The sequence below is a fragment of the Paenibacillus sophorae genome (genome assembly GCF_018966525.1).
Classification (GTDB): Bacteria; Bacillota; Bacilli; order Paenibacillales; family Paenibacillaceae; genus Paenibacillus_AQ; species Paenibacillus_AQ sophorae.
Window position 1 is genome coordinate 4,565,940 of sequence record NZ_CP076607.1, and the last position, 23,491, is coordinate 4,589,430.

General features: G+C 53.9%; 24 protein-coding genes. 1 reads left to right on the top strand and 23 read right to left on the bottom strand.

Going from position 1 to position 23,491, the window contains the following annotated elements:
* Positions 1–105 precede the first annotated feature (105 nt).
* The 20 genes from KP014_RS22085 to KP014_RS22180 form a co-directional block, all read right to left on the bottom strand.
* Positions 106–1,311, bottom strand: coding sequence for an acetate/propionate family kinase (locus tag KP014_RS22085; protein ID WP_036604669.1), 1,206 nt, complete (start codon positions 1,309–1,311; stop codon positions 106–108).
* Complete coding sequence (locus tag KP014_RS22090) at positions 1,308–2,180, bottom strand: 3-hydroxyacyl-CoA dehydrogenase family protein (protein ID WP_036604668.1); 873 nt, start codon at positions 2,178–2,180, stop codon at positions 1,308–1,310. Before KP014_RS22090 ends, KP014_RS22085 begins: the two co-directional genes overlap by 4 nt.
* A 135-nt stretch (positions 2,181–2,315) precedes the next feature.
* Complete coding sequence (locus KP014_RS22095; RefSeq protein ID WP_036604667.1) at positions 2,316–3,818, bottom strand: AAA family ATPase; 1,503 nt, start codon at positions 3,816–3,818, stop codon at positions 2,316–2,318.
* Positions 3,811–4,344 (bottom strand): hypothetical protein, encoded by a 534-nt coding sequence (locus tag KP014_RS22100; RefSeq protein WP_036604665.1) that lies wholly within the window; start codon positions 4,342–4,344, stop codon positions 3,811–3,813. The genes KP014_RS22095 and KP014_RS22100 overlap by 8 nt, the downstream gene beginning before the upstream one ends.
* A gap of 246 nt (positions 4,345–4,590) precedes the next feature.
* Positions 4,591–5,109 carry a cell wall elongation regulator TseB-like domain-containing protein gene (locus KP014_RS22105; protein ID WP_036589805.1) on the bottom strand — a complete coding sequence of 173 codons (519 nt, stop codon included), beginning with the start codon at positions 5,107–5,109 and terminating at the stop codon, positions 4,591–4,593.
* Positions 5,110–5,218: 109 nt separating this feature from the next.
* Positions 5,219–6,517: an amidohydrolase gene (locus KP014_RS22110; protein WP_036589804.1), complete on the bottom strand. Its 1,299-nt coding sequence runs from the start codon at positions 6,515–6,517 to the stop codon at positions 5,219–5,221.
* Positions 6,507–7,157, bottom strand: a complete 651-nt coding sequence (locus KP014_RS22115) for a redox-sensing transcriptional repressor Rex (protein ID WP_036589802.1) — start codon at positions 7,155–7,157, stop codon at positions 6,507–6,509. The genes KP014_RS22110 and KP014_RS22115 overlap by 11 nt, the downstream gene beginning before the upstream one ends.
* Before the next feature lie 322 nt (positions 7,158–7,479).
* Positions 7,480–10,338: an ATP-dependent DNA helicase DinG gene (dinG, locus tag KP014_RS22120; protein ID WP_036589800.1), complete on the bottom strand. Its 2,859-nt coding sequence runs from the start codon at positions 10,336–10,338 to the stop codon at positions 7,480–7,482.
* 116 nt (positions 10,339–10,454) lie between these two features.
* On the bottom strand, positions 10,455–11,099 hold the full coding sequence (locus KP014_RS22125) for a tetratricopeptide repeat protein (RefSeq protein WP_036589799.1): 645 nt from the start codon (positions 11,097–11,099) through the stop codon (positions 10,455–10,457).
* A 119-nt stretch (positions 11,100–11,218) separates the two neighbouring features.
* The gene (panD, locus tag KP014_RS22130; RefSeq protein WP_036589798.1) at positions 11,219–11,602 is read right to left on the bottom strand and encodes an aspartate 1-decarboxylase; all 384 of its coding nucleotides are present in this window, start codon (positions 11,600–11,602) and stop codon (positions 11,219–11,221) included.
* Positions 11,595–12,485, bottom strand: a complete 891-nt coding sequence (panC, locus tag KP014_RS22135) for a pantoate--beta-alanine ligase (protein WP_036589797.1) — start codon at positions 12,483–12,485, stop codon at positions 11,595–11,597. Before panC ends, panD begins: the two co-directional genes overlap by 8 nt.
* Positions 12,485–13,354 carry a 3-methyl-2-oxobutanoate hydroxymethyltransferase gene (gene panB / locus KP014_RS22140; protein WP_036589795.1) on the bottom strand — a complete coding sequence of 290 codons (870 nt, stop codon included), beginning with the start codon at positions 13,352–13,354 and terminating at the stop codon, positions 12,485–12,487. The genes panC and panB overlap by 1 nt, the downstream gene beginning before the upstream one ends.
* 303 nt (positions 13,355–13,657) lie before the next feature.
* The gene (locus KP014_RS22145; protein WP_090834179.1) at positions 13,658–14,455 is read right to left on the bottom strand and encodes a biotin--[acetyl-CoA-carboxylase] ligase; all 798 of its coding nucleotides are present in this window, start codon (positions 14,453–14,455) and stop codon (positions 13,658–13,660) included.
* Positions 14,445–15,725, bottom strand: coding sequence for a CCA tRNA nucleotidyltransferase (locus tag KP014_RS22150; protein WP_090834178.1), 1,281 nt, complete (start codon positions 15,723–15,725; stop codon positions 14,445–14,447). The genes KP014_RS22145 and KP014_RS22150 overlap by 11 nt, the downstream gene beginning before the upstream one ends.
* A gap of 18 nt (positions 15,726–15,743) precedes the next feature.
* On the bottom strand, positions 15,744–16,895 hold the full coding sequence (bshA, locus tag KP014_RS22155) for an N-acetyl-alpha-D-glucosaminyl L-malate synthase BshA (RefSeq protein ID WP_036594357.1): 1,152 nt from the start codon (positions 16,893–16,895) through the stop codon (positions 15,744–15,746).
* A gap of 75 nt (positions 16,896–16,970) precedes the next feature.
* Positions 16,971–17,666: a bacillithiol biosynthesis deacetylase BshB1 gene (bshB1, locus tag KP014_RS22160; protein WP_036594356.1), complete on the bottom strand. Its 696-nt coding sequence runs from the start codon at positions 17,664–17,666 to the stop codon at positions 16,971–16,973.
* Entirely contained in the window at positions 17,663–18,082 is a 420-nt protein-coding gene (gene mgsA / locus KP014_RS22165) for a methylglyoxal synthase (RefSeq protein WP_036594355.1), read from the bottom strand. Before mgsA ends, bshB1 begins: the two co-directional genes overlap by 4 nt.
* A 15-nt stretch (positions 18,083–18,097) precedes the next feature.
* Positions 18,098–18,898 carry a 4-hydroxy-tetrahydrodipicolinate reductase gene (dapB, locus tag KP014_RS22170; RefSeq protein WP_036594354.1) on the bottom strand — a complete coding sequence of 267 codons (801 nt, stop codon included), beginning with the start codon at positions 18,896–18,898 and terminating at the stop codon, positions 18,098–18,100.
* A gap of 33 nt (positions 18,899–18,931) precedes the next feature.
* Complete coding sequence (locus KP014_RS22175) at positions 18,932–19,453, bottom strand: tetratricopeptide repeat protein (protein ID WP_036594353.1); 522 nt, start codon at positions 19,451–19,453, stop codon at positions 18,932–18,934.
* A 43-nt stretch (positions 19,454–19,496) separates the two neighbouring features.
* On the bottom strand, positions 19,497–19,826 hold the full coding sequence (locus KP014_RS22180; RefSeq protein ID WP_036594352.1) for a nucleotide pyrophosphohydrolase: 330 nt from the start codon (positions 19,824–19,826) through the stop codon (positions 19,497–19,499).
* 174 nt (positions 19,827–20,000) lie between these two features.
* Here KP014_RS22180 and KP014_RS22185 point away from each other — a divergent pair, with 174 nt between their 5' ends.
* Positions 20,001–20,870 carry a YitT family protein gene (locus KP014_RS22185; RefSeq protein ID WP_036594351.1) on the top strand — a complete coding sequence of 290 codons (870 nt, stop codon included), beginning with the start codon at positions 20,001–20,003 and terminating at the stop codon, positions 20,868–20,870.
* Between the two features lie 86 nt (positions 20,871–20,956).
* Here the strand turns inward: KP014_RS22185 and KP014_RS22190 are convergent, their stop codons facing one another.
* The 3 genes from KP014_RS22190 to KP014_RS22200 all read right to left on the bottom strand — a co-directional run bounded on the left by KP014_RS22190 (position 20,957) and on the right by KP014_RS22200 (position 23,487).
* The gene (locus tag KP014_RS22190; RefSeq protein WP_051499923.1) at positions 20,957–21,847 is read right to left on the bottom strand and encodes a sporulation protein YpjB; all 891 of its coding nucleotides are present in this window, start codon (positions 21,845–21,847) and stop codon (positions 20,957–20,959) included.
* 58 nt (positions 21,848–21,905) lie between these two features.
* Positions 21,906–22,523 (bottom strand): DUF1405 domain-containing protein, encoded by a 618-nt coding sequence (locus KP014_RS22195; RefSeq protein WP_090834199.1) that lies wholly within the window; start codon positions 22,521–22,523, stop codon positions 21,906–21,908.
* 88 nt (positions 22,524–22,611) lie between these two features.
* Positions 22,612–23,487 carry a menaquinol-cytochrome c reductase cytochrome b/c subunit gene (locus KP014_RS22200; RefSeq protein ID WP_036594361.1) on the bottom strand — a complete coding sequence of 292 codons (876 nt, stop codon included), beginning with the start codon at positions 23,485–23,487 and terminating at the stop codon, positions 22,612–22,614.
* Positions 23,488–23,491 lie beyond the last annotated feature (4 nt).

The window sequence follows — 23,491 nt, forward strand, 5'->3', positions numbered from 1 at the left end:
AATCTCTCCTCTATAGAAGTGCAGTACGGTAAAAGGTCCGACAGCCAAAGACCGCTAACGGGCCTTTGGCTGTGGATTCCTCTTGCTATTTACTATTGTAACTCTTTACGCTTGTTCTTGCACGATGCGAAGCGTATCGCGGGCGATAACGAGTTCTTCGTTTGTCGGAACGACAAGCACTTCTACCTTGGAGCCGCTGGCGGAAATGCGGCGAGGATCGCCGGAGCGGACCTTGTTCGCTTCTTTGTCCAGCTCAATTCCGAGGAAGGTCAGGTTGCTCAGAACCTTCTCGCGAAGCAATGACGCATTCTCGCCTACGCCGGCCGTGAAGACGATGACGTCAACGCCGTCCATCGCTGCCGCATAGGAACCGATATATTTACGAAGACGGTATTCGTACATTTCAAAGGCCAATGTGGAATTCGGTTCGCCCTTCTCATAGCCGTCAATGATGTCGCGCATGTCGCTGCTCGTTCCGGAAATGGCCAGCAGACCGCTATGCTTGTTGAGCATGGAGCTGGCTTCGCCGGAAGTAAGCTCTTCCTTGTTCATGACATAAGGAACGATCGCCGGGTCGATGTCGCCGCTGCGCGTACCCATCATGAGACCTTCCAGCGGGGTCATTCCCATCGAGGTATCCACCGAAACTCCGCCTTGAACGGCGGTAACGCTGGCGCCGTTGCCGATATGGCAGGTAATGATTTTGAGGTCTTCCAGCGGACGCCCGAGGTACTCGGCCGCAGCCTTGCTTACAAAATCATGGGATGTGCCATGCGCGCCATAGCGGCGGACTTTATACTTGTTGTACAGCACTCTCGGAATAGCGTACATATAAGCTTTTTCCGGCATCGTTTGATGGAAGGCGGTATCGAATACGACAACCTGAGGAACACCCGGCATATTAACTTCCGAAGCGGTAATCCCCATAACGGCCGCCGGATTATGTAGCGGCGCAAGGTCGAACAGCCGGCGGATTTCCGATTTGGCCGCCCCGTCTACCAGTGCCGATGCCTTAAAGGTCTCGCCGCCGTGAACGACGCGGTGACCGACGGCATTGATCTCTTTAATGGAGTCGATGACGCCATGTTCCTTGTCGGTCAGATTGGCCAATACTTTACGTATTGCCGTCGTATGTTCCAGAATTTCGCTTACTTCGGTAACTTCCTGTTTGCCTGTCGGCTTGTGCGTCAGGATCGAGGAATCCATACCAATGCGCTCAACCAAGCCTTTGGCCAGCACGGATTCATCTGTCATGTCATAAAGCTGATATTTCAACGAAGAAGAACCTGCGTTAATTACTAGTACTTTCATACACGGTCACCATCCTTGTCATACTTGAAGAAGCCTTCGCCCGATTTCATGCCTAGTTGTCCCGCGCGCACCATCTTTTTCAGAATGGTCGACGGGCGGTATTTCAGTTCGCCATACTCGCGGAACATGCGCTCCAGAGCGGCAAGTACCGAATCCAAGCCGAAGCGGTCAGCCATTTCAAGCGGGCCGTACTGGAACTGGTAGCCGATACGCATAGCATCGTCGATATCTTCCGGCGATGCGACGCCTTCTTGCAGAACATGCATAGCTTCATTAATGAACAGACAAATGAGGCGTGAAGTTACAAATCCCGGGGATTCGTAGATCATTACGCCTTTCTTCTCAACAACATCGTCGACAAAAGCTTTGGTATTCTCAAATGTTGAATCAGACGTCTTAAGGCCGCGTACGATTTCTACGACGTCCACCTTGGCGACTGGATAAATGAAGTGCATGCCGATAACACGTTCAGGGTACATCGTGGAGCTTGCAAGCTCCGTTAAGCTGAGCGTGGACGTGTTGCTGGCAAGAATAATATTGTTCGGACATACCTGGTCGAGCTGATTAAATACTTTCTTCTTCTCTTCCAGATCCTCAATTATGGTTTCGATGACCATATCGCAGGCACTTAGTTCCGCGAAATGTGTCACTTTTTGGATGCGGCCGAGGATAAGCTTCTTCTCCGCCTGTGTGATTGCCCATTTCTCCAGTTGTTTATCGAGACTTGTCTCGATCATGCTGTAAGAGTAGTCCAATTTTTCCGGCGTTTTCTCTACCAGCAGGACGTCCAGACCCTTGGCTGCCAACATTTCGGCAATCCCTTGTCCCATCGTGCCTCCGCCGATGACACCGATTTTCTTAAAATTCATAAAAAGCCTCCATCCTTTTAGGTATCTCTACATTTTTGTAGCACCTTTTTTTCTGTCGAAAAAAACAGCATACTCCGACATTTAATAATATCTTAGCATGCATTAAAAGTAAAAAAAAATAACCGGCATCAATAATTATGCCGGTAAAAGGACACTGTCACGAAATTGACAACGAAATTGTTCTCCGGAAAGCGCTTCTTCCTTCATCAGGATATCCAGGGAATAATCGAAAACATTTCGTTTATTTTCCAAAAGCGAACGGGTTCGCTCCATCAGTTCGTCCAAAATTTTACTATTCTCTTTCATCAGTTCTTCCGTTGTTACCATTTCCAGCTTGGCGATTCCAAGGGAAGTAAGACCGGATTTCATCATCATTTCCACAATACCGAGGGCCTGATCGAAGTCGCCTCGGGAGCCTGTGCTCCGTCCGCCGTAATACATTTCTTCGGCAGCCGCTCCGCCGAGCGCAATCATAATCTGCTCCTCAAGATAGTCTTTCGTATACAGATACTGCTCCTGCTGCGGGTTATGCCGCACATAGCCGAGCGCCTGACCGCGCGGAGTGAGGGTTACCTGACTAACGCTGCCCGGACGCAGAAGCTCGGCCATAATGGCATGTCCCAGCTCATGAATCGCTACCCGCTTCTTCTCTTCCTGGTTCGTCTCGCGGTCCGTCTTCTCGCCCATCATGACCTTGTCTATCGCCATTGCCAAATGGCGTTCCTCAACTTGGGTCAAATTATCGCGCATCATATAGATGGCGGCTTCGTTCATCACGCTTTCGAGCTGGGCTCCGGAGAAGCCGTAAGCTTCCTCCGCAATTTTATCCAAATTGACATCGGGGTGAAGCGGCTTGTTCTTGGCGTGCAGCTCAAGTATCGACTTGCGGCCTTTTTTGTCGGGCATATCGACTTGAATATGACGGTCAAAGCGCCCGGGACGCAGAAGTGCCGGATCAAGCATTTCCTTACGATTCGTAGCGGCGATCAACAGAATGCGCGGAGTTTCCGAGTTATAAATGCCGTCCATCTCGGTAAGCAGCTGGTTCAGGGTCTGATCGTACTCCCGCTGCTGCCCGCCTTCGCGCTTGCCGCCGATCACGTCGATTTCGTCGATGAAAATAATGGCACTCTCCCGGTTCTCCTTAACGGCACGGGTGCGGGCGTCCTTGAACAAATCGCGGATGCGTCCGGCGCCGACGCCGACATACATTTCTACAAACTCACTGCCGGAGGCCGCCACGAATACCGAGTTCGTGTAATGGGCCGCAGCCTTCGCCATCAGCGTCTTGCCTGTCCCGGGAGGACCGGTAAGAAGAATCCCTTTGAGCGGACGAATCCCGAACTTGCTGATTTCTTCATGCCGGATAAGAAAATCGAGCGCCTCGCGCAGTTCTTGCTTTGCGCTATCCTGGCCGCCGATTTCTTCAAACGTCAGTTTGGCCGGACCGTTCTTTTTACGCTTCTTCTCCGCACCCGCGTTAACGGCGATGCCGCCGCGCATATGGGTGATAACCAGCAGGGCGCCGACCATGGCGGCCGCGACGATAACAGGCACGATATTAATACCCAGAAAAGCCAGAAAAATCAGCAGCACCGGCACAAATCCGATCAATACTTCTTTGCTCCATTTAGGCATTGTTCCATACCCCCATCGTTTCAGGCTCGCGCGGCAAAATAATAAATTTGCTCTTTTTGCCGTCCGACAAACTCACATACACATTCTTGTCGTCTATTTCCGTTGTAACGGCAACATTCTTATACTGGGCGGACAGCTCTTTCAGCGTCTCCGGAATAACCGTATATTTGCGGCTCTCCATCGCCTCAGCTACAGAAAACAGCGCTTGATCCCAATAATCGTCCAGCTCCTGGCTCGAATGCTCCTCCACATCAAGCTTGACGGTCCGGTCTCCGATTATGGACTTGCCTTCAGAGTTTATATATTGAACCAGTTCACGAAGCTTCGTGCCCGGCTGCAAATCGAGTTTCAAAGTTACTTCATTGCGGTTAATAGAAATATGGGACTGCTTAACACCCTCATAACTGCTAACCATCTGTTCAAGCGGTTCTTGAACGGCAAACTCACGGTACAAAAACCACCCGCCGAACAGAAGCGCAGCAGACAGCAGTGCAGTCAACAATACAGGCATTAGACGAAGTTTCAAACAACGTCCTCCTCTCTAATGATGTCAAACTTTATTGCTTTCCAAGTAGCGTGCCTAGTTCCATCCGAGACCGGCATGTTTTTTGTCATGCCTCGATACAACTAGTAGTATATCATAGGTGTATATACTAGAACGAATCAAATGTGAATAATATTTAAAATTTTACCTTCTAATTTCTCCCTATCATATAAAAAAAGAACCAGCCACTCTCTCAAGGTTGTGGCTGGTTCTTCGTATTACACCTCGTTAACGGTTCGGAAGGCTGTAGCCGTCGCCGATCTGCTCACCGTCCGAGAAGCGGTAGAACCGGTAATAATAGCGGTCCCCGTCTTTATAAAAAAGCTGCCAGGCGTACTCGCCGTTATACGCTCCGGGAAGCAAACGTTCGATCTTGATACCAGGAACCTGGGCTGCGATAATCTGCCGCATTTTTTCCTCGGAGACTCCCTGAGACAGTTCTTGCGTATGCACGGCGTTCTCTCCTTGAGCCGGCTTGCCGTCAACAGTAAAACGCACCCACACCATCACATCGGAGCCGGCCTTGTTTTTGCCGGTAATCACCCAATAAATGGAGTTCTCGTCCCATACCGATTTCTGCGCTTTCTCGATCTCGGTTAGGCCCGCCCCGCTAATCGCCGCAGCTTCGGCTGCACTGCGCTCGCTCCATTGGTCCTTCAGCACGTAGGCAAAAAATTGATACAATCCGAACAGAAGGAGCAGGGCCAGAAACACCCCGTATAAAATCCATTTTCTCCTTTTTCTCAACGTGCAGCTCTCCTTCTAGGAAGAAACAATAACGCCGTCCCAAAGTGACGAGGCTCTTGTTTCCTTTGTTCCAGTAGTCGTACAGGCTGTCAGCGAAAGCTCTATAAATTTACCGATTCAGCAGTCCCTCGAATGCTTCCTGCGCCTTGCGGCGGATCGCCTCTTCGTCCAAGGTCAGGCATTCCCCGTGCTTAATGATCTGCTTGCCATCGACCCATACATGCTCTACGTCCTTCGCGCTAGCCGAGTATACCGTATGAGATATCAGGTCCGTATGCGGCAGCAGATGGGGCTGGTCGATATCGATGGCGATAAAATCGGCTTTCATTCCCGGGGCGAGCCTGCCCACTTGATTAAGGAATACAGACTTTGCGCCATACTCCGTAGCTATACGGAGGGCCTCGCCTGCGGGAACCGCCGTCGGATCACCGGACACTCCTTTATGAATCAGTGCGGCCAGGCGCATTTCCTCGAACATATCCAGGTTGTTGTTGCTTGCCGCGCCATCCGTTCCGAGCGATACCGTAACACCGGCCTTCAGCAGTTCGGGAACGCGCGCCACGCCGCTTGCCAGCTTCAGATTGCTGCCCGGATTATGCGAGACGCCAACCTGATTACGCGCAAGAATTTCGATTTCCTCATCGTTCAGATGGACGGCGTGCGCCACAAGCGACGGCCGGGTGAACATCCCGAGCTTCTCCAGATGGGCAACGGGCCGAAGGCCATAATCCGCTTCATTTTGTTCCACTTCCCGCCGTGTTTCCGACATATGCGTATGAATAGGCAGGTCAAGGTCATGCGCCGCCTGAACGAATTTCTCGATATAATCCGGAGGACAAGTATACGGCGAATGAGGCGATATCATGGCGGTAATCCGCCCGCTCGCCGCGTTATGCCATTTTTTTGCAAAAGCAACCGCTTCCGCAAGCTTCTGATTCTGCACCTCAGCCGGGCACAGCCCGATGACGCCGCGCATCAGGACTGCGCGTATTCCGGATGCTTCCGCTACCTCAGCCACCCGGTCCATATGATCATACATATCGAGAAACGTCGTTGTTCCGCCCTTTAGCATTTCCAGCACCGAGAGTGCGGTTCCCCAGTAGACATCGTCTCCGGTGAATTTCCCTTCCATTGGCCACATTTTTTCCTGAAGCCATACTTGAAGGGCCAGATCGTCTCCATAACCGCGCAGCAGCGACATCGCCGCGTGCCCATGCGTATTGACAAGCCCCGGTAGGAACAGCAGGCGGTTGCCTTCAAAGACAGGCACGTCTTCTTCAAGAACGGGCGGTTCTTCCCCTATGTACGTAATCAAATCGTTATCAATTACCATATATCCTTCAAGAACAGGCTTATCCGCGCCAGGCACGGCAAATTTTCCGTTTCGGATCATCCATTTAGTACCCATGCTCTTCTTCGTCCTTTCCTTCATGCAGATAGTAAGCCAAACTTTGCAGGTCGGTCGTAAAGTCCGCCGCATGCACGCGAATCTCGGGCGGTGTCTTCAGAATAACCGGAGCGAAATTCAGAATGGCTTCAATGCCTGCTCCAATGAGAATATCCGCTACTTTTTGCGCCTCCTGCTCGGGCACAGTAATAATGCCTATGCGAATGCCCTGCTCACGTACGGTGCTTGCAAGCTCTTCCATAGGCTGAACGGTCAACGTATTGATCTTGGTCCCGATCTTCGGCGGGTAGGAATCAAAGACGGCCGTAATTTTCATTGTGTCTTTTAGATAAATATTGTAATTGGACAGCGCCTGACCCAGATTCCCGGCTCCTACCAGAACAACATTAATCTGCTGGTCCAGCTTCAGGATGTGACGGATTTTTTCGATCAGGTAAGGTACGTCATAACCAATGCCCTTCCTGCCAAAGTCGCCAAAATAGGCCAAATCCTTGCGGATTTGCGCAGGATTTAAATCCAGTCGCTGTCCGAGTTCTTGAGAAGAAACAGTGGCGATTTCGCGTTTTTGCAGGTCGTTCAAAAAACGCAGATACACAGGCAATCTGCGCACGACGGCTTCAGATATTTTGTCCGATTTCATGAGTTCTCCTCCTACATTTTAATAGGACCCTCCCAAACCCTCCCTAAAAGGGAGGGCCCCAAGGGCTGCCGCCCTCTGGACACCCGCTAACGGCAAATTGGCGTTAGCGAAAGTTGGGCTTGGACCTTGATCAGGCGGATGAAGGATCGCTTTTCGTCCCTGACGGGACACGCTTGACAATTGGCGGAATCTACTTACAGTATAACCCGCATAAAGATTAAAATCGGCAGATCGGCCTATGTTGTACAATGGCCGATCGAATACCTTAAAAGCAAAGACAATGATTGGCCTATGTTGTACAATGGCCAATCGAGCATCCCGCTTAGGATACGCCGTCTTGCTTCAGCCATTCGGCGATGCGGGGGACCATTTGTTCCGTCGCCATATGCTCCATTTTAGGTCCCGGTAAGGAATACAGGAAATACTTTCCGTAATAAGATTCGATTACTCTGGTATCATAAACAATAACAATGCCACGATCCTGTGCGGTCCGTACAAGGCGGCCGAAGCCCTGCTTGAAACGGATGACGGCCTGAGGCACGGACAGTTTCATGAAGGGGTTCTTCTTCTGTGCCTGCAGCAGTTCGGCCTTCGCTTCCGCGAGCGGATGATTAGGCGGCTGAAAAGGCAGTCTGACGATTGCCAGACATGTTAGTGCGTCGCCGGGAATATCGACTCCTTCCCAGAAGCTGCTCGTTCCCAGCAGGACAGAAGAGGAATTCTCCTGGAACCGGCGGAGCAGCTTGCTTCGGCTGCCTCCTTCAACGCCTTGTCCCAGCACCGCTATATCCTCGGAGGCGAGTGCCTCCTTCAGAGGGTCGTATACCTGCCGGAGCATCTTATACGACGTGAACAGCACAAGCATGCGCCCGCGAGTCGTCACTGCGGCTTCAGCCAGGGAATGAACGAGCGTATCGACAAACCGGGCGTCGCCGACGGTTCCCTTCACACTTGGAAAATCCCGCGGAATGACCAGCAGCGCCTGATCCCGGTACCTAAAGGGAGAAGGAAGCAGTACGGTCGATAGCTTTCCTTCCTCCTGGGCTTCGTTTAAACCCAGATTGTCGATCATATACTGGAACGATTTATCGACGGACAAGGTTGCCGACGTCAGGACGGCGCTTTTTTTCTTATCAAAGAAAAGCTCCTTGAGCTGCGCGCTGACATCGACGGGCACGGCATACAGCTGCAGTGATTTGCTGCGGTAATTTCCATTTGCCTCCAGCCAATATACAACATTTTCGTCATTCATGCCCATAAAAAAACGTACCTGCTCGCGGATATCAGCCAAATCCTTGAATAGCCCGCCAACATCGGTTACAAGGCTGTCGGCCGAGGACTGGCCTTCCTGGTCACGCATTTCGGAAAGCATTTTATCGCCTTTGCGGATAATATCACTTAAAGACAAGTTTAGTGTACTTTCCAGTGAAACAAGCTCTTCCCAGCCTTTGGGCTTCTTGGCGGGTAGAAGACGATGCACCAATTGTCCCGCTTCTCCCGCCGCTGAGTCGGACCGTTCGGGTATCAGTGCATACAGCCTATCGCTGAGCAGATCCCACGCCTCTTTTACGGTAAGGAGGTCGGGGTACAGCCGGTCGATGATCCCGCTCCACTCGGTGGCCTGCTCACTGCCCGAGCTTTGGAGGATCTGCCGGAGAGCAGGCAGTTGGCCGGTGCGGCTGTCTTTGTACAAGCGGTTCAGCGTATGCGAGACGGTAAAATGCTTCATATGCATGCCCAGGTGCTTGCCGGCCACTTCCTCCAATTGATGCGCCTCGTCAATCACAAGGTACTCATAGGCAGGAAGCAGCTGATGGCCCGCTTTCATGTCGGCAAACAGCTTCGAGTGGTTCGTAATGACCACGTCGGCGTTGCCCGCCTCATGCTTGGCGCGATGGTAATAGCATTTGCGGAACCATGGGCAAGACCGTCCCAGGCAGGAGTCCGTGTCGCTCGCCACCGTTTCCCAGAAATCGCCGCCCCGGCCGCTTAAATTCAGCTCTTCGTCGTCGCCCGATTCGGTCTGCGTGAGCCACACAATCATTTGCGCCGATGTTAGAGTATCCTCTCTCGGGGATGCGTAATCCTTTTTATTTATTTTATGTTCAAACTTGCGCAGACACAAATAGTGTCCCCTACCCTTGAAGACAGCAGCCTTGAACGGAAAAGGAACGGCTGCGGTCAAGAGTGGAACATCGCGCTCACGGAGCTGATCTTGAAGATTGATCGTATGAGTGCTGACCATTACCTTTTGCCCCGTGCGGACGCTCTGGTAAATAGCTGGAAGCAAATAGCCTAGCGACTTGCCGGTTCCTGTTCCAGCCTCGATCAGCAGATGCCTCTCTTCTTCCAGCGCCTTGATCACTTCGCCGAACATAATTTCCTGAGCCTGCCGGCTTTCGTACTGGGGCAGGATGCTCCGCAGCCGCTCGGTAATCTCGTTCAAGTAAGCCTCAAACGACATATGCTCCACCGGATTGTCGCCGTCCTCGCGCGGAGGAGCCAGCTCCGTCCAATCGCCCACGGCTAACGCAAGCTGGCGGTAAAACTTAAGATCACCTTCGGGCTGGAAGGTTTCCAGCTCGCGCTCGCTCAGCAAGCCCTCAAAAAACCAGCTCAGATCGCTGTCTTCACCGGAAAACAGCTCGGTCAGCCGCTGCACCGTAAGCAGAGGAAGGCTGTAGAGCTCATCCAGACATTTCAGCAGTACGTGCGCTGTTGCCAGCGCATCGCTGTCCGCCTGATGCGGACGTTCATGCAGAAGTCCGAAATGGGAGCTGATGGTTCCAAGCTGATAGGAGGTGAGCGATGGAAAGCAGATTTTTACAAAATCGATCGTATCGAGAATACGGCCCTGAAACGGCAAATAACCGCACCGGTCCAGAGCGCTCTGAAGAAAATGAAAATCGAAAGCGACGTTATGCCCAACAAGCACGACATCATCCAGAAGAGGCACCAGTTCCATCATCATCTCTTCGAGTTCGGGCGCGTCCTGCACATCGCTGTCTTTAATGCCGGTTAAGCCGGTAATAAAAGGGGGTATCGGTCCTCCGGGCTTGACGTAGGAGCCGTACACACGCGAAATGGACCGGTCTTCTTCTATAATGGCAAGTCCGACCTGGATAATTTCACCTACGGACTGGGTTCCCGTCGTTTCAAAATCAAGCACGGCAAATTTCATGATGTATTCTAAACCCTTTCATTCGAGACTCTTAATCAGCATAACAGAAGTTGCGAAAAAAGGCGATGCACACCGCCGGAAAGCAGCAGCTGCATCGCACCAAATTAAACGCCCGATTATAATAGCGAAACCAGCTGAAATCCGAACTGAAGCTCGCCTCTGCCGCGCCTGCAGACCTCCAGATTGGCGTCTGGCTCAGGCAGTGCCGGATCGTATTTCAGCGCCAGCCCGAACAGTTCCTTCGCTTCATCGAACCGGCGGCCCGACGCCGCAATGCAGCCAACAGCGTTATACAAATGCGCCTTCAGCTTGCGGCTCTGAACCAGGGGCAGCATATGTTCCAAGTGAACCCGCGCCGCGGGCGCTTCGCCCTGATGAAGATGGGACATGGCCAGATACAGACGTGCGGCCAGATTATTGGGATACCGGGAAATGACGACGCTGAACTGCTCGATGCATTTCGGAAACATCAACAGCTTGTAATACCCTTGACCGCGCGCAAAATTCTCCATCTCAATTCCGGAGTCTTCCCCGCTAAGCGGCGTCTCCGGCTCCGGCACCTCAGTAAGCTCCACTTTCTGGCGAAACAGACTGAGCGCTTCCGCAAAAGCGAGCCATTCATCCAGCGCTTCGTCGCTCATCTTGCGAAGCATACGGTATTTGCTTAAAAGCTCATGCCGCCTTACTCCCTGAGCCTCCGGCAGCTGTCTGGCAATATCGGAGAGCATTTCGTTCATTTCGGCAAACATCTGTTGAAACATAGGAGCCATCCCTCCTTGCGAAAATGAGATCAGTGCAGCTTGCCTGACTTCATTGTTCGCCCGGAGCCGGCCTTTCATGCGTGGCAGTCATTACATGGTTCCAGGGACCGATACCCAAATCAGGCAATCGTCGCGTGAAGCTCCTTATTGTCAAGCTTAACGGGACGGTTGTTCTCGTCCACAAACACCACCGTGGGCTTATGCTCTTCAAGCTCTTCCCGGGACAGCATCGCATAGGAAATAATTATGACCGTATCGCCGGGCTGAACAAGCCGCGCCGCCGCACCGTTCAGACAAATGACGCCGCTGCCCCGCGGACCCGGTATGACGTAGGTTTCCAGACGCGAACCGTTGTTGTTGTCCACAATCTGCACCTTCTCGTTCTCCAGCAGGTCTGCGGCTTCCATCAGATCCTCGTCAATGGTGATGCTGCCGACATAATTCAGGTTGGCTTCGGTGACCGTCGCCCGGTGGATTTTTGATTTCATCATATGTCTATACAAGCGCTGCGACCTCCTTCGGCGTAAAGATGACATTGTCGATCAGGCGCGTACGGCCGAACCGGACGGCCAGCGCCATTATGATCTCCCCTTCGGCTCTCGTAAGCGGGAAGTTACCTTCAAGCGGCTCAAGCTCCGGAAATGTCAAGACTTCCGCGTAATCAATGTCAGCAAGCGGCGAGCCGGAAATGACGGATGTCAGCAGCTCCCGGACTTCATCGGTCGTGGCCGCCCGTCCTTCCTCTAACGCTTTGCGGGCCTCCTGAAGCGAGCGGGACAGCACCAGCGCCTGACGGCGCTCTTCGGCCGATAAATAGACGTTGCGGGAGCTGAGGGCTAGCCCGTCGCCTTCACGTACGATAGGGCAGGGGATGATCTCCACATTCATGTTCAGGTCATCCACCATTTGCCGAAGCACTGCCACCTGCTGCGCGTCTTTCAGTCCGAAAAAAGCATATTCAGGCTGGACCAGATTAAACAGCTTGGCGACTACCGTCGTCACTCCGTCAAAATGGCCCGGACGCGAGGCGCCGCATAATCTCGTCGTAAGCGAGGACACCGTGATTTTACTGCGGATTGGGCGGGGATACATCACCTCTACCGTCGGAATAAACACGATATCGGCACCCTCGCGTTCCGCAAGTTCCAAATCCCGCTGTTCGTCGCGCGGATAGGCTTCATAATCCTCGTTCGGTCCGAATTGAATCGGATTGACAAAAATACTCATGACGACAGTACCGCACATTTCTCCCGCCCGCCGCAGCAGGCTTGCATGGCCATCATGCAGATAACCCATCGTCGGAACCAGCCCGACAGGCCCCTGTCCGGTACGCCGCATAAACCCGATTGCTTCCCGAAGCTGCTCTACCGTTCTAACGACTCTCATTATGATCTCGCTCCTTTTCCGGCCGCACCGTATAATGATTCCAGCACACTCTCATCCGCACCGAACGCATGGCGCTGTTCCGGAAAAGCGCGCTGTTTGACTTCCTGTACATATTGTCCGAGCGCGTCGCGGATAATACCCCCGACGTCGGCATACGCCTTAACAAACCGCTTCTCCCTGTAAGGCGAAGCATACCGCAGCACATCGTGAAATACGAGCACCTGTCCGTCGCAATAGCGTCCCGCTCCGATTCCAATCGTCGGAATGGCAAGCTCCTTAGTGATCGCTTCAGCCACTTCCTCGGTCACCAGTTCCAGCACGATGCCAAAGGCGCCCGCCTTCTCAAGCGCCTTGGCTTCTTCCATAAGCCGCTGCGCATCCTGGGGATCCTTGCCCTGCACCCGGTATCCGCCAATGGTGTTTACCGACTGCGGTGTAAGCCCGATGTGGCCCAGCACAGGCACTCCCGCGGAGACGATGGAAGATACGGCTGCGCATATTTCAAGCCCGCCCTCCATCTTAACTGCATGGGCATGTCCCTCCTGCATTAGCCGGCGCACATTCTTCAGGGTCTCGTCGATGCCGCCGTGATACGTCATGAACGGCATATCCGCCACAATGAACGTATGCTCCGCTCCCCTGGCGACCGCCCGCGTATGGTACACCATATCGTCGATGGTGACAGGCAGAGTCGAGTTGTATCCAAGAACAACATTGCCGAGCGAGTCGCCGACCAGGATCATATCGACGCCGGCCTCTTCGGCCAAGGCGGCCGAAGGATAGTCATATGCGGTCAGCATGCTCAGCGGCACGCCTTCCGCCTTCATTTTTTTCATTTTCACAATGTTCAGTGCTTGTTTGTCAGCCATTCCCTTTTCCCCTTTTGCGAGTCACCGCGCTTACTTCAGCGCAAACAAAAAAACCTTTTAGCGTATCCGCTAAAAAGGTCCGAAGGGCAAAAAAGAGTCACTCGCGATCGTCCCTTCTGTCTCGGTCCTTGCGGCTCAGAGCAGAATCCAACGTAACCGTTCCATACAGTTATGAAGGTATAAACAAAAGCAGCTTTACTACGCCAAGAGTGCAGTTCTGTTTCAGCAGATACCGCCTCTTGCGAACAGTATAACAAATCCGCTGGATAATTACACGATATAAATGTGACAAGGTATGGTATTTTAAATCAGCGTGATCTCGCCGGAGCAGACACTCGTCACCGATCCGTTATCCGCGCGAAGCAGCAGACCGCCGTCTTCGCCGAGGCCTACGGCCGTCCCTTCTAGCCAGCCCTGGGGCGTCTTGAGCCCAATCCTTCTGCCAAGGGTAACCGACTGCTCCTCCCACAACCTTGCGATCGGTTTCAGGCCTTGATCCATGTACAGCTTATAGTGGTAATCCAGTTCCCTAAGCACCTCTGCGGCTAATTGCTCGCGGTCAACCGGCATGCCGCCCTCAATCAGCAGCGATGTCGCATTATTGCGAAGCTCAGCCGGATAATCTTCCTCCGACAAATTGGCGCTGATGCCAATCCCGGCGATAGCATACTGCAGACCTCCCGGTCCGACGTTCGATTCCAGCAAAATGCCGCACAGCTTCCTGCCGCGGGCCAGAAGATCGTTCGGCCATTTGATGCCCGCTTCCACACCGGTTAACTTACGGATGGCGGAGCAGACCGCGACGCCTGCCAGAAGCGTCAACTGGGGCGTCGACTGCAACGGAATGGCCGGACGCAAAACAACGCTCATCCAGATCCCCTTGCCTTTTGGAGAATGCCATCTCCGGCCCCTTGTTCCCCGTCCGCCAGTCTGCTCCTCGGCCATGACGGCGGTCCCTTCGGGAACGCCCTTCTCCGCGAGCAGCTTGGCCTCCTCCTGGGTAGACACCACCGTATCCAAACGACGCAGTCTTCCGGCCCAGTTCGTATCTCTAAGTACGTCCGCTCCGGCAGTTGCGGCCGTTATTTTATCATTGCTCATGGTGATTCATCCTTTTCGCTTCGTTAATCAGAGCAGTCCTGTCATTAGGCAAGACGCCGGACGCAGCCGCCAACAGCAAAGCCTGAAGCAGCTCACCCAGCCAAGGCCCCGGACGGCGGTCCAGGGCGGACGCTAAATCCCCGCCCGTCACCGCCAGATCGGCCAGCCCGCGCACAGGCATCTCGTCCAGCCACCGCCGGGCGGACGGAACAAGCCCGGCGCCCGGGCCGCCGCCCGGCATGGCGGCCAGCAGCGCCAGCCACCCTTCGGCGGCTTCCGCGCCGAAGGCCAACACGGCGGCGAGGAACCGCCGCCGGAAGTCCGCGGGGCCATCTCCCGGCCCCGCCTCCGCCGCCGCTGCGGTCCACGCCTCGCGGACCCGCAGCACCTGGGCGACGCCGCGCCGCGTCGCCCCCGGGAACGTCCATGCCCGCATCAAGCCGTCGGCCGCATCGGCCGTCGCCCCCAGGGCATGGAGCAGCAGCGCCCACCGCAGGAGGGCGCTCCCCAGTTCCCCGATGCCGGTAAGACCTGTCGCCGCGGCCGCCAGGTCTTCTCCGGTCCAGGGGAACGGGGCCTTGCCGCGCGCGAGCAGCCCGCTGCGCGCCAGCATCGCAAGGCCCGTCAGCGGCCGGGGGCCTTCCACGATGCGCGTCAGCTCAGCATAGACGCGCTCCACGGCGATATGCGCCAGCCCGTCCCGGCGGCGCAGCAGACCGCGCCAGGTGTTCTTCGCGACGCCGAAGCCCAGAGTGGACGCGAAGCGGATGCAGCGGAGCATGCGGAGCGCGTCCTCGTCAAAGCGGTCTTCCGCCTTGCCTACGCAGCGGATCAGCCGGCGGCGCAGATCCTCCGCCCCTCCGAACGGATCGATCAATCTTCCGTCAAGACCGAGACAGATCGCATTGATCGTAAAGTCCCGGCGGCGAAGATCCTCCTTGACCTCCATAACAAAAGTAACCGTCTCAGGTCGCCGGTGATCGGCATAGCCGCTCTCGGTTCGGTATGTAGTCACTTCAAACGGTAAATCGTCCTCCAGCACTGTAACCGTTCCATGCTGCAGGCCTGTGGGCACGCATCTTGGAAAGAGCGACATGACCGACTCCGGCTTGGCTGAGGTGGTGATATCCATATCGTGAACGGGGCGCCCCAGCAGCTCGTCCCGGATACAGCCGCCTACCCAGTAGGCTTCATGCCCGGCATCGGTCAGGCGAATAATGATTCGCCCGGCAGCTTCGGCCATCAGAGGATCGGCCATTTTCCAATTCATAATGACACGGCTCCATTCTTATCGGACCGCTTTCGTCACCCTGCGGTCCAGTACACGGTAATAGATACTTTCGTATTGATCGGTAATGGCATCCTTACAGAAATCCTCTCTCGCACGCTCCAGGCATGCTTTGCGGAACCTCTGTGCAAGAGCCTCGTCCGACAGCAGCCGGACAGCGTACTCCGCCATGGTTGCCGTATCGCCGATCGGCCCCAGAAATCCGGTCTCGCCATGCAGCACCAATTCGGGTATTCCCCCCGCCTGCGATCCGACCGTCGGCACGCCGCAGGCCATCGCTTCCAGGGCTACAAGCCCGAAGCTCTCTTTCTCCGAAGGAAGCAGCAGCACATCCGCAAGCGAAATCACCTGGGCGATTTCATCCTGCTTGCCAAGAAACCGCACCTTGTCCTCTATTCCCATTTCCGCGATCTTAGCCTGAATCTTCGGAAGCTCAGGCCCCTCTCCGACAAGCAGAAGACGAGCCGGAACTTCCTTGGCGACTCTGGCAAAAATATCCACCACATCTCCAACACGCTTGACCGGCCTGAAATTGGAAATATGCATCAAAATTTTTTCATTTGGAGACGCAAAATCCCCTCTTAGATCAGAAACATCTCTCGGATAATATACCCGCTTGTCTACAAAATTGTAGGTCAGATCGATCTCGTCCGTAATATCAAGCACCCGGCGCGTCTCATTGATAAGATCCTGCGACACCGCCGTTACCGCGTCGCTTTCATTGATGCCAAGCCGGATCAGATCCTTCAGCGATTCGTCCTGGCCCAGCACCGTTATATCTGTCCCGTGAAGCGTCGTCACCACTTTGACATGCCCGCCCACCATTTGCTTGGCCAAAAAGGCGCAGACGGCATGCGGAACCGCATAGTGGACATGAAGCAGATCCAGCTTCTCCATCTTGGCTACCTGGGCCATCTTTGTCGCCAGGGCAAGATCATAGGGCGGATACCTGAACACGTAGTAGTCGTTAACTTCGACCTCGTGATAGAATATATTTTTCTGAAACGTCCCCAGACGGAACGGAACGCTGTGAGTAATAAAATGAACCTCATGGCCCTTTTCAGCCAGCAGCTTCCCCAGTTCAGTGGCCACTACGCCGGAACCGCCGAGAGACGGATAACAGGTAATGCCTATTTTCAACAACCGGTCCATATGTCCGTCTCCTTTATTTATTTGCTGATTGGTGCGTGTGCATCCGCTTGTGCGGACGCCCGCCTCGTTTCCATCTTATCCCTTGAATAAATCAACGGCATACGGAACTTTTGAAGCAAAGCCCTCGGCATAAGAAAATCCTCTGCGCTGTCCTACCAGCATATCTCTGGAACGGACCCGCTCGATATAGCCATCGTTCAGCGGTGTCGCCACGATATCTTCTCCCGGCAGCTTCTGAAATTGGGAAATATAGCAGGACAAGGCGGATTCCTTGAGTCCGTATTTATCGGTTACATCAACTACAAGATCCGTACGCCCCAAATCGTTGATGAAGTAAAAGTAAAGCTGCGGCGCCTTCACCGCCTTCAGCGACGGCATATACCGGCGAAGCTTCGCATTAAAAACCGCCTCCTCCACGAGCCTGCTGCAGGCCACATGGTCGGGATGGCGGTCTTCCCAATAGGGAGCGAACACGATATCCGGCGAGCAGCGGCGGATCTCCGCCGTTACCGCCTCAAGCTGATCCCCCGTCAGGCGCAGTCCCCGGTCGGGCAGCCCCAAATTGGTGCGCGATGAAGCGCCGAGCACGCCTGCAGCCCGGGCGGCTTCCTCTTTGCGGCTCTCCACCGTACCGTTGGAAGACATTTCCGCTGCGGTCAGATCGCAAAGCCCGACCTTAAAGCCGGCCGCCGTTTGCTTGGCAATCGTTCCGGCCATACCGATCTCCGCATCGTCGGCGTGGGCGCCGAATACGAGAATATCGAGCTTCATTCTTCAATACCAGGCTTGTACTTATGCACCAGGTCCCGCCAGGCGAAATCGCCGCGGTCGATCGCCTTGACCAGAATTTCCGCAGTCGCGATATTGGTCGCCACCGGAATCCCGTACACGTCACATAACCGCAGCAGAGCCGAAATATCCGGTTCATGCGGCTGAGCCATCAGCGGATCGCGCAGAAAAATAATCAAATCCAGCTCGTCCTGCGCAACAAGAGCGCCGATCTGCTGGTCGCCCCCGAGAGGGCCCGACATGAAGCGGTGAATGTTTAAGCTGGTCGCTTCCATAATACGCTGCCCGGTCGTGCCGGTCGAGTACATTTCATGCCCCTGAAACACATGCTCATAAGCGGTTACAAAATTAACCATTTCATCTTTCTTCCGGTCATGCGCAATAAATGCAATCTTCATCGGTTTCTCCCCCGTTTATTCGATAAAGTGATCAAACCCGTATATTATTCCGGTATATCCCATGACTTTTTCGATCCCCAGCTTGACCCCGGGCATATACCCCGCACGCTCATAGGAATCGTGGCGGATCTTCAGCGTCTGGCCGAAGCTGCCGAAGACAACCTCCTGCTGCGCAAATACACCCGGGAGCCGCACGCTGTGGATCCGAAAACCGTTATAGTAGCCGCCACGAGCGCCTTCGATGGTTTCCTCCTCCTGCGGGTTGCCCTGCCGCAGTTCCTCGCGAGCCTCGGCAATCAACTCAGCCGTCTTGATGGCTGTGCCTGAGGGCGCATCCAGCTTCTGGTCTCCATGATACTCAATAATCTCCAAATTAGGAAAGTATTTTGCCGCCTGCGCCGCAAACTTCATCATCAGGATCGCTCCAATTGAGAAATTCGGGGCGATCAATCCGCCTATTCCCTGTTCCTGGCACTGCTTGTCCAATTCTTCAATCTGCTCGGGCGTAAAGCCGGTCGTACCGATAACCGGCCTCACACCATATTTGATCGCCGCAGCCGTGTTGGAATAAGCAGACTGCGGTATCGTAAAATCGACCAGCACATCCGCGCCGGCAGACAGCGCGGCTTCGAGATCCCTCGTTACCGATATTCCCGCTTCCGGGAGCCCAACCAGCAGGCCTGCATCGATATCATGCAGCGAATGGTCCACTGCGGCGGCAAGCGTCAGCTCTTCATCCTGCAGAACCAGCTTAACGACTTCCCTGCCCATCCGGCCGCCGGCTCCTGAAACTACGACTCTGATTTTATTTTTCATATTAGATATGGCCCCCGCTTTCTTACATAATGATTACTGCACGTACTTCTGCAGCGATATCTGAAGATCCTTCATCAATTCCTTCAAGCCTTCATCGTCCGGATGAAGCAAAATGACTTCTTTCATGGCCGCGATCGCCGCCAAAGGATCGTTCACTCTACTGTAGGCAATAGCCAGCCATACATAAGCATCCCCATAAAGCGGGTCAAGCTTCACAGCTTCCTTCAGCAATGTGACCGGCCGGTAGGGATTGCTCATGGAGCCGACAGCCTCCTCAAGCAACCGCTTGGCTACCTGTACATGCAGCATAGCTTGCAGGTGCTGCAAATGCAGACGGTAATCCGGCTTGGCGCCGTCTAACTTCACTGCGGCTCTGGCATGTTCGGCCGCCTTTTCCAGCTTCCCGCTGCGTGCGTAAGTGATTGAGCAGCGATATCTGACCTCCGGATCGTTCGGATTGGCCGCAATCGCAGCTTCGAAGCACACTATCGCTTCTTCGAAATCGCTTCGCAAAATACAGCGGTACGCTTCTTTAACATAATCACCGGGACTCATGCGTACCACCCCCCGTCATATGTTTCATCATATGCGTCTGGGCCTAATCGGTGTTTTTTTTCGTCCAGCGGTCCGCGTCCCGGGTATTAAATTTATGCATGACCTTGTTCATGGCTTCCGTCAAATCGATGCCGAGCGAATTGGCAAAGCAGACGGTGATAAACAGAATATCGCCCAGTTCCAGTTCGATGGAATTTTCCGGCTCATCCGCCTTTTTGGGCTTCTCCCCGAAGGAATGATTGACTTCCCGCGCCAGCTCTCCCACTTCCTCGGACATGCGCGCAAGCATAGAAAGCGGACTGAAATAACCCTCTTTGAACTGTGCTATATAAGCGTCCACTTCCCGCTGTATTTCGGCGAGACTTTTCTCCATTTCCTGAAGGCGCTCCTTTCGGTCTGCCGCGTATTGCCTTTTCGTTTGCCCCTATGTTATCGTAAAGACGTTTTGAAGACAAATCTTTTTTGATTATCTCATCCCCTGATAATAGGTATACTTTCCCGTAAAGGAAGAAAAACTGCCGTAATAAACGGCATAACGGAGGAATCCATGAACACTGTTAAACTGACTTCGATTATCAAGACGGTCGCTCCGATCATGCTGGGAACTGCCGTATACGCTTTCGGACTACTTTATTTCATTATTCCCAATCAGCTCATGGAAGGAGGAATTACCGGTATTACCATTCTGCTGAATTACGGCTTCGGTATTCCGGTATTCCTTACCACCCTGCTGCTTAATCTTCCGCTGTTTCTGCTGGGCTGGAAAGAACTTGGCGCAAGGCAAATTGCTTATACCGGCGTCGGCATCGGCTCGCTGTCGTTCTTCCTGTGGCTCTTCGAGCGGATGATTTCCCTAGGATGGTTCGAACCCTTTCAGACGGAGCATGACTTTATTCTGGCCTCTCTTTATGCGGGAGTAACCCTTGGCCTTGGATTAGGCATCGTCTTCCGTTTCGGCGGCACGACCGGCGGCGTCGACATTGTGGCCCGCATATGCGGCCGCCGTTTCGGCTGGAGCATGGGACAGGTCATCCTGGTAACTGATGTTGTTATTATCGGATTATCTCTTATCTACATTCCGAGAGAGAAAATTTTGTATACGCTAGTCGCTGTATTCATCGCTTCCCGGGTGATCGATTTTATCCAGGAAGGCGCGTACGCCGCCAAAGCGTTTACGATTATAAGCGACTTCGGACAGGAAATCGCCGACCTGATTACTAATGAAATGGAGCGGGGCGTTACCCTCATCCCTTCAATCGGCGCTTATTCGAAACAGGCGAAGCATATGGTATATTGCATTGTTTCCCGGCAGGAAATCCGGCAATTAAGCCGGCTGGTCAAATCCGTTGATCCTCGGGCATTTGTCATTATTAGCGATGTGCACGACGTTCAGGGAGAGGGCTTCCGGGAAATCTGAATCATGCAACAGATCTGTTATAAAAAGGGGAAAGAGCAGCCATATGGCCGCTCTTTTATATTTTGCATTCCTTTAGAAATCCATTTTCAGAAAAGCTGCCAGCGGCTTCTCTCGCCTCTATATTTCCTATAAGCGGTGTAGGCCAGCGCAGCCAGGATAAATCCCGCACCCAGCCATCCCGCCAGGCCGTATTCCCGTGGTGCGAGCGGAAGTGACAGCGCCGGTTCATCCCTTTCCTTCCCGAACATTACTCTCGCGGCCTCCCTGCCTTGTGAGACGGCATTCATGAGCTCTTCCCGTCCCGGCGGCCGGCTTCCTGACACAAGCCCGGCGGCATAGGACAGCCAAGCATCGAACCGGTTCACTTCTTCCGGCTTCCGGGCAATAATAATGGCGGGCCGGATCGTATCGTAACGCTCCTCAATATGGGAAACCGCCGTTTTCCAGCCTGTCAGATCGCTTCCGGCAGCGCTTTGTTCCATATCGTTCAAGTCCTCGCGGATCAGCTTGTAATATTGAAGCCACATCGGCTGACGGGGATGAGCCAAGCTGTTGGCGGCAAGACGCAGCCTAGCTGCAGCCGTCTCCCAACGCTCCTGCTGCACGCTCACTCCCGCTACGGCCGCTTTCATATCGATAATCGCCCCCGAGAGCGCATTGACTCCTTCCACGGATGTGAGCCCATCGAATGAAGACAGCACGAACAGTCTGGAAATTGCATCCGTCGTTTCCCTGGCCTTATTGATGTTCCCTTCCGTTACGTAACCGTACAGCGTCTCCGCCTGCTGCTCCAGCTTCAAAGCATTCGCTTCGGCGGTAACCGGCGATTGCATTCTCACCTCCGGCGATTGAGCCTGGCCGGAATCCGCCCGGCCGACAGCGGCCTCGCTGTAACCCGACACGCTTGAAGCATCCCATCCAGCCGTCCAGACCAGTACGACCAGCGTAATGAATATCCAATTCCTCCCGTGCCGCATGGGACATCCCTCCCTCCTGCCTTATGTGTATGCGCAGGGACAAGGATTAGAACGTTATTTATTGAGCCCGTCTTGAGTGAACGCCCTTAGACGCGAGCCAAGCGGCCGCCGCGCTGACGAGGGTCAGCAGAAAGGTAAAGGTCCGTACCTGCGGAACATCGTCCGTTAGCACCCTTGGAAGCCAAGGATAAACGCCGTAAGAATAATCGACCGTATCGTTAAGAAGGGTCCACAGCAGAGCCAGCGGAAGCATCTTCCGGCAAACGAAAAACCGAGCATAAAGCAGTGCCTCCACAGCCATTCCTGCGTGTGAAGTCATCAGCATCCAATCCTGCCAAACGATCGATCCTCCCTGATAGCCTCCCGCTGCAATGATGGATACCGCCCATATGCCGTATTTAACGGAAGTAACAACCGCGAGCGCCTCTATCAAGGCTCTCACCGTAATTCCTGCCGTTGTCCTCGGCGGATAGAGCAGCAAAATAAGCGCCAAGGTGAAGAACAAGCTTGCCGTAGGGCTGTCAGGCACGAAAGGCAAAAGCCAGTTTGGGTAATTAGCCGCCGTATAGACCAATTGATTGCCGTACCATATGTATCCGTAAATCGTTCCCGGGATATTGACTGCCAGCAGCAGCCAAATTATGGCCCGGTGTTTGAGCAGTTTGTCCAATTTCATTCCAACAATCGACACGATCGGCCTCCCCTAGAGCATACAAAAACCTGACCGCAGCCATTCGATCAGGTTATGCGATGTTACCTTTATTTTACTGTCCGGATTTTTGTTTCGCAAGCCACTCCGCTAAATGGTCGATATCCTGATCGGTTAACCCAGCGTTAATGGCTGTATCGTACATAGGCGGCATCTTATTATTGTAACCTTCTTTAATAATAGTCAGAATAGCTTCTTTACCGTGAGTGTCGCCGACACCCCGTAGAGACGGTCCGGCCCCACCCTTCAGATCGGCAGCGTGGCAGGCCACGCATCCGGCTTTCTGAAAGGCTGCCATAGCCGGATCATCCTTGTCTACGATGGCTATCTCTTTTGACTGCGCGGCGCTGCCGGTAGGAAGCCCCTTTGCGCGGTTCTCGGCAGCTTTTTCCTCACGCTGCACATCTTCAGGTACCTGGCCGGTAGCCGCCATTTCACGCTTGTGCTCCGTCCAGGCTGTGTTCGTCAGGTAGAAAATCGCCGCGAGCGACAGAAACATCAGCGAGGAAGCGATCGGTCTGCGGTAAAATCTGCGTTCTCTTCCTGTATCCAAAAAAGGAGCCAGCAGCAGGGAACCGAAGGCTACGCCAGTAACCCCAAGCGTCCCAAGCACGATATAGTCTCCGGAAGCATAGGGAAGCTTTAGATATTGGTACAAGAACAGGAAATACCAGTCGGGAACCGGGATGACCGTCGCGCCAGCGTTGGCGGGAAAGCCAAGCGGCGCGGGCTCCGAGATCGTCAGCACCAGAATGCCTACGAGCACCACGACGCCGACCATCCATTCCTTAAGGAGGAAGTTCGGGATGAACGCCTCCGATTTCCCAGGGTAGGCCGTATAGTCGGAAGGAGGGATAAAGCCGCTTCCCCGCCTGACGCGCGAATCGCCGACATAGACTATTTTTTCCTTGGAGTTGTCTTCATGAGCCACCATA

Bases quoted from the DNA above. Each gene is read 5' to 3' on its own strand.
- KP014_RS22085 (WP_036604669.1), bottom strand. From the start codon at position 1,311: ATGAAAGTACTAGTAATTAACGCAGGTTCTTCTTCGTTGAAATATCAG.
- KP014_RS22090 (WP_036604668.1), bottom strand. From the start codon at position 2,180: ATGAATTTTAAGAAAATCGGTGTCATCGGCGGAGGCACGATGGGACAA.
- KP014_RS22095 (WP_036604667.1), bottom strand. From the start codon at position 3,818: ATGCCTAAATGGAGCAAAGAAGTATTGATCGGATTTGTGCCGGTGCTG.
- KP014_RS22110 (WP_036589804.1), bottom strand. From the start codon at position 6,517: ATGGGTACTAAATGGATGATCCGAAACGGAAAATTTGCCGTGCCTGGC.
- KP014_RS22115 (WP_036589802.1), bottom strand. From the start codon at position 7,157: ATGAAATCGGACAAAATATCTGAAGCCGTCGTGCGCAGATTGCCTGTG.
- dinG (WP_036589800.1), bottom strand. From the start codon at position 10,338: ATGAAATTTGCCGTGCTTGATTTTGAAACGACGGGAACCCAGTCCGTA.
- KP014_RS22125 (WP_036589799.1), bottom strand. From the start codon at position 11,099: ATGTTTCAACAGATGTTTGCCGAAATGAACGAAATGCTCTCCGATATT.
- panC (WP_036589797.1), bottom strand. From the start codon at position 12,485: ATGAGAGTCGTTAGAACGGTAGAGCAGCTTCGGGAAGCAATCGGGTTT.
- panB (WP_036589795.1), bottom strand. From the start codon at position 13,354: ATGGCTGACAAACAAGCACTGAACATTGTGAAAATGAAAAAAATGAAG.
- KP014_RS22145 (WP_090834179.1), bottom strand. From the start codon at position 14,455: ATGAGCAATGATAAAATAACGGCCGCAACTGCCGGAGCGGACGTACTT.
- KP014_RS22150 (WP_090834178.1), bottom strand. From the start codon at position 15,725: ATGAATTGGAAAATGGCCGATCCTCTGATGGCCGAAGCTGCCGGGCGA.
- bshA (WP_036594357.1), bottom strand. From the start codon at position 16,895: ATGGACCGGTTGTTGAAAATAGGCATTACCTGTTATCCGTCTCTCGGC.
- bshB1 (WP_036594356.1), bottom strand. From the start codon at position 17,666: ATGAAGCTCGATATTCTCGTATTCGGCGCCCACGCCGACGATGCGGAG.
- mgsA (WP_036594355.1), bottom strand. From the start codon at position 18,082: ATGAAGATTGCATTTATTGCGCATGACCGGAAGAAAGATGAAATGGTT.
- dapB (WP_036594354.1), bottom strand. From the start codon at position 18,898: ATGAAAAATAAAATCAGAGTCGTAGTTTCAGGAGCCGGCGGCCGGATG.
- KP014_RS22175 (WP_036594353.1), bottom strand. From the start codon at position 19,453: ATGAGTCCCGGTGATTATGTTAAAGAAGCGTACCGCTGTATTTTGCGA.
- KP014_RS22180 (WP_036594352.1), bottom strand. From the start codon at position 19,826: ATGGAGAAAAGTCTCGCCGAAATACAGCGGGAAGTGGACGCTTATATA.
- KP014_RS22185 (WP_036594351.1), top strand. From the start codon at position 20,001: ATGAACACTGTTAAACTGACTTCGATTATCAAGACGGTCGCTCCGATC.
- KP014_RS22190 (WP_051499923.1), bottom strand. From the start codon at position 21,847: ATGCGGCACGGGAGGAATTGGATATTCATTACGCTGGTCGTACTGGTC.
- KP014_RS22195 (WP_090834199.1), bottom strand. From the start codon at position 22,523: ATGAAATTGGACAAACTGCTCAAACACCGGGCCATAATTTGGCTGCTG.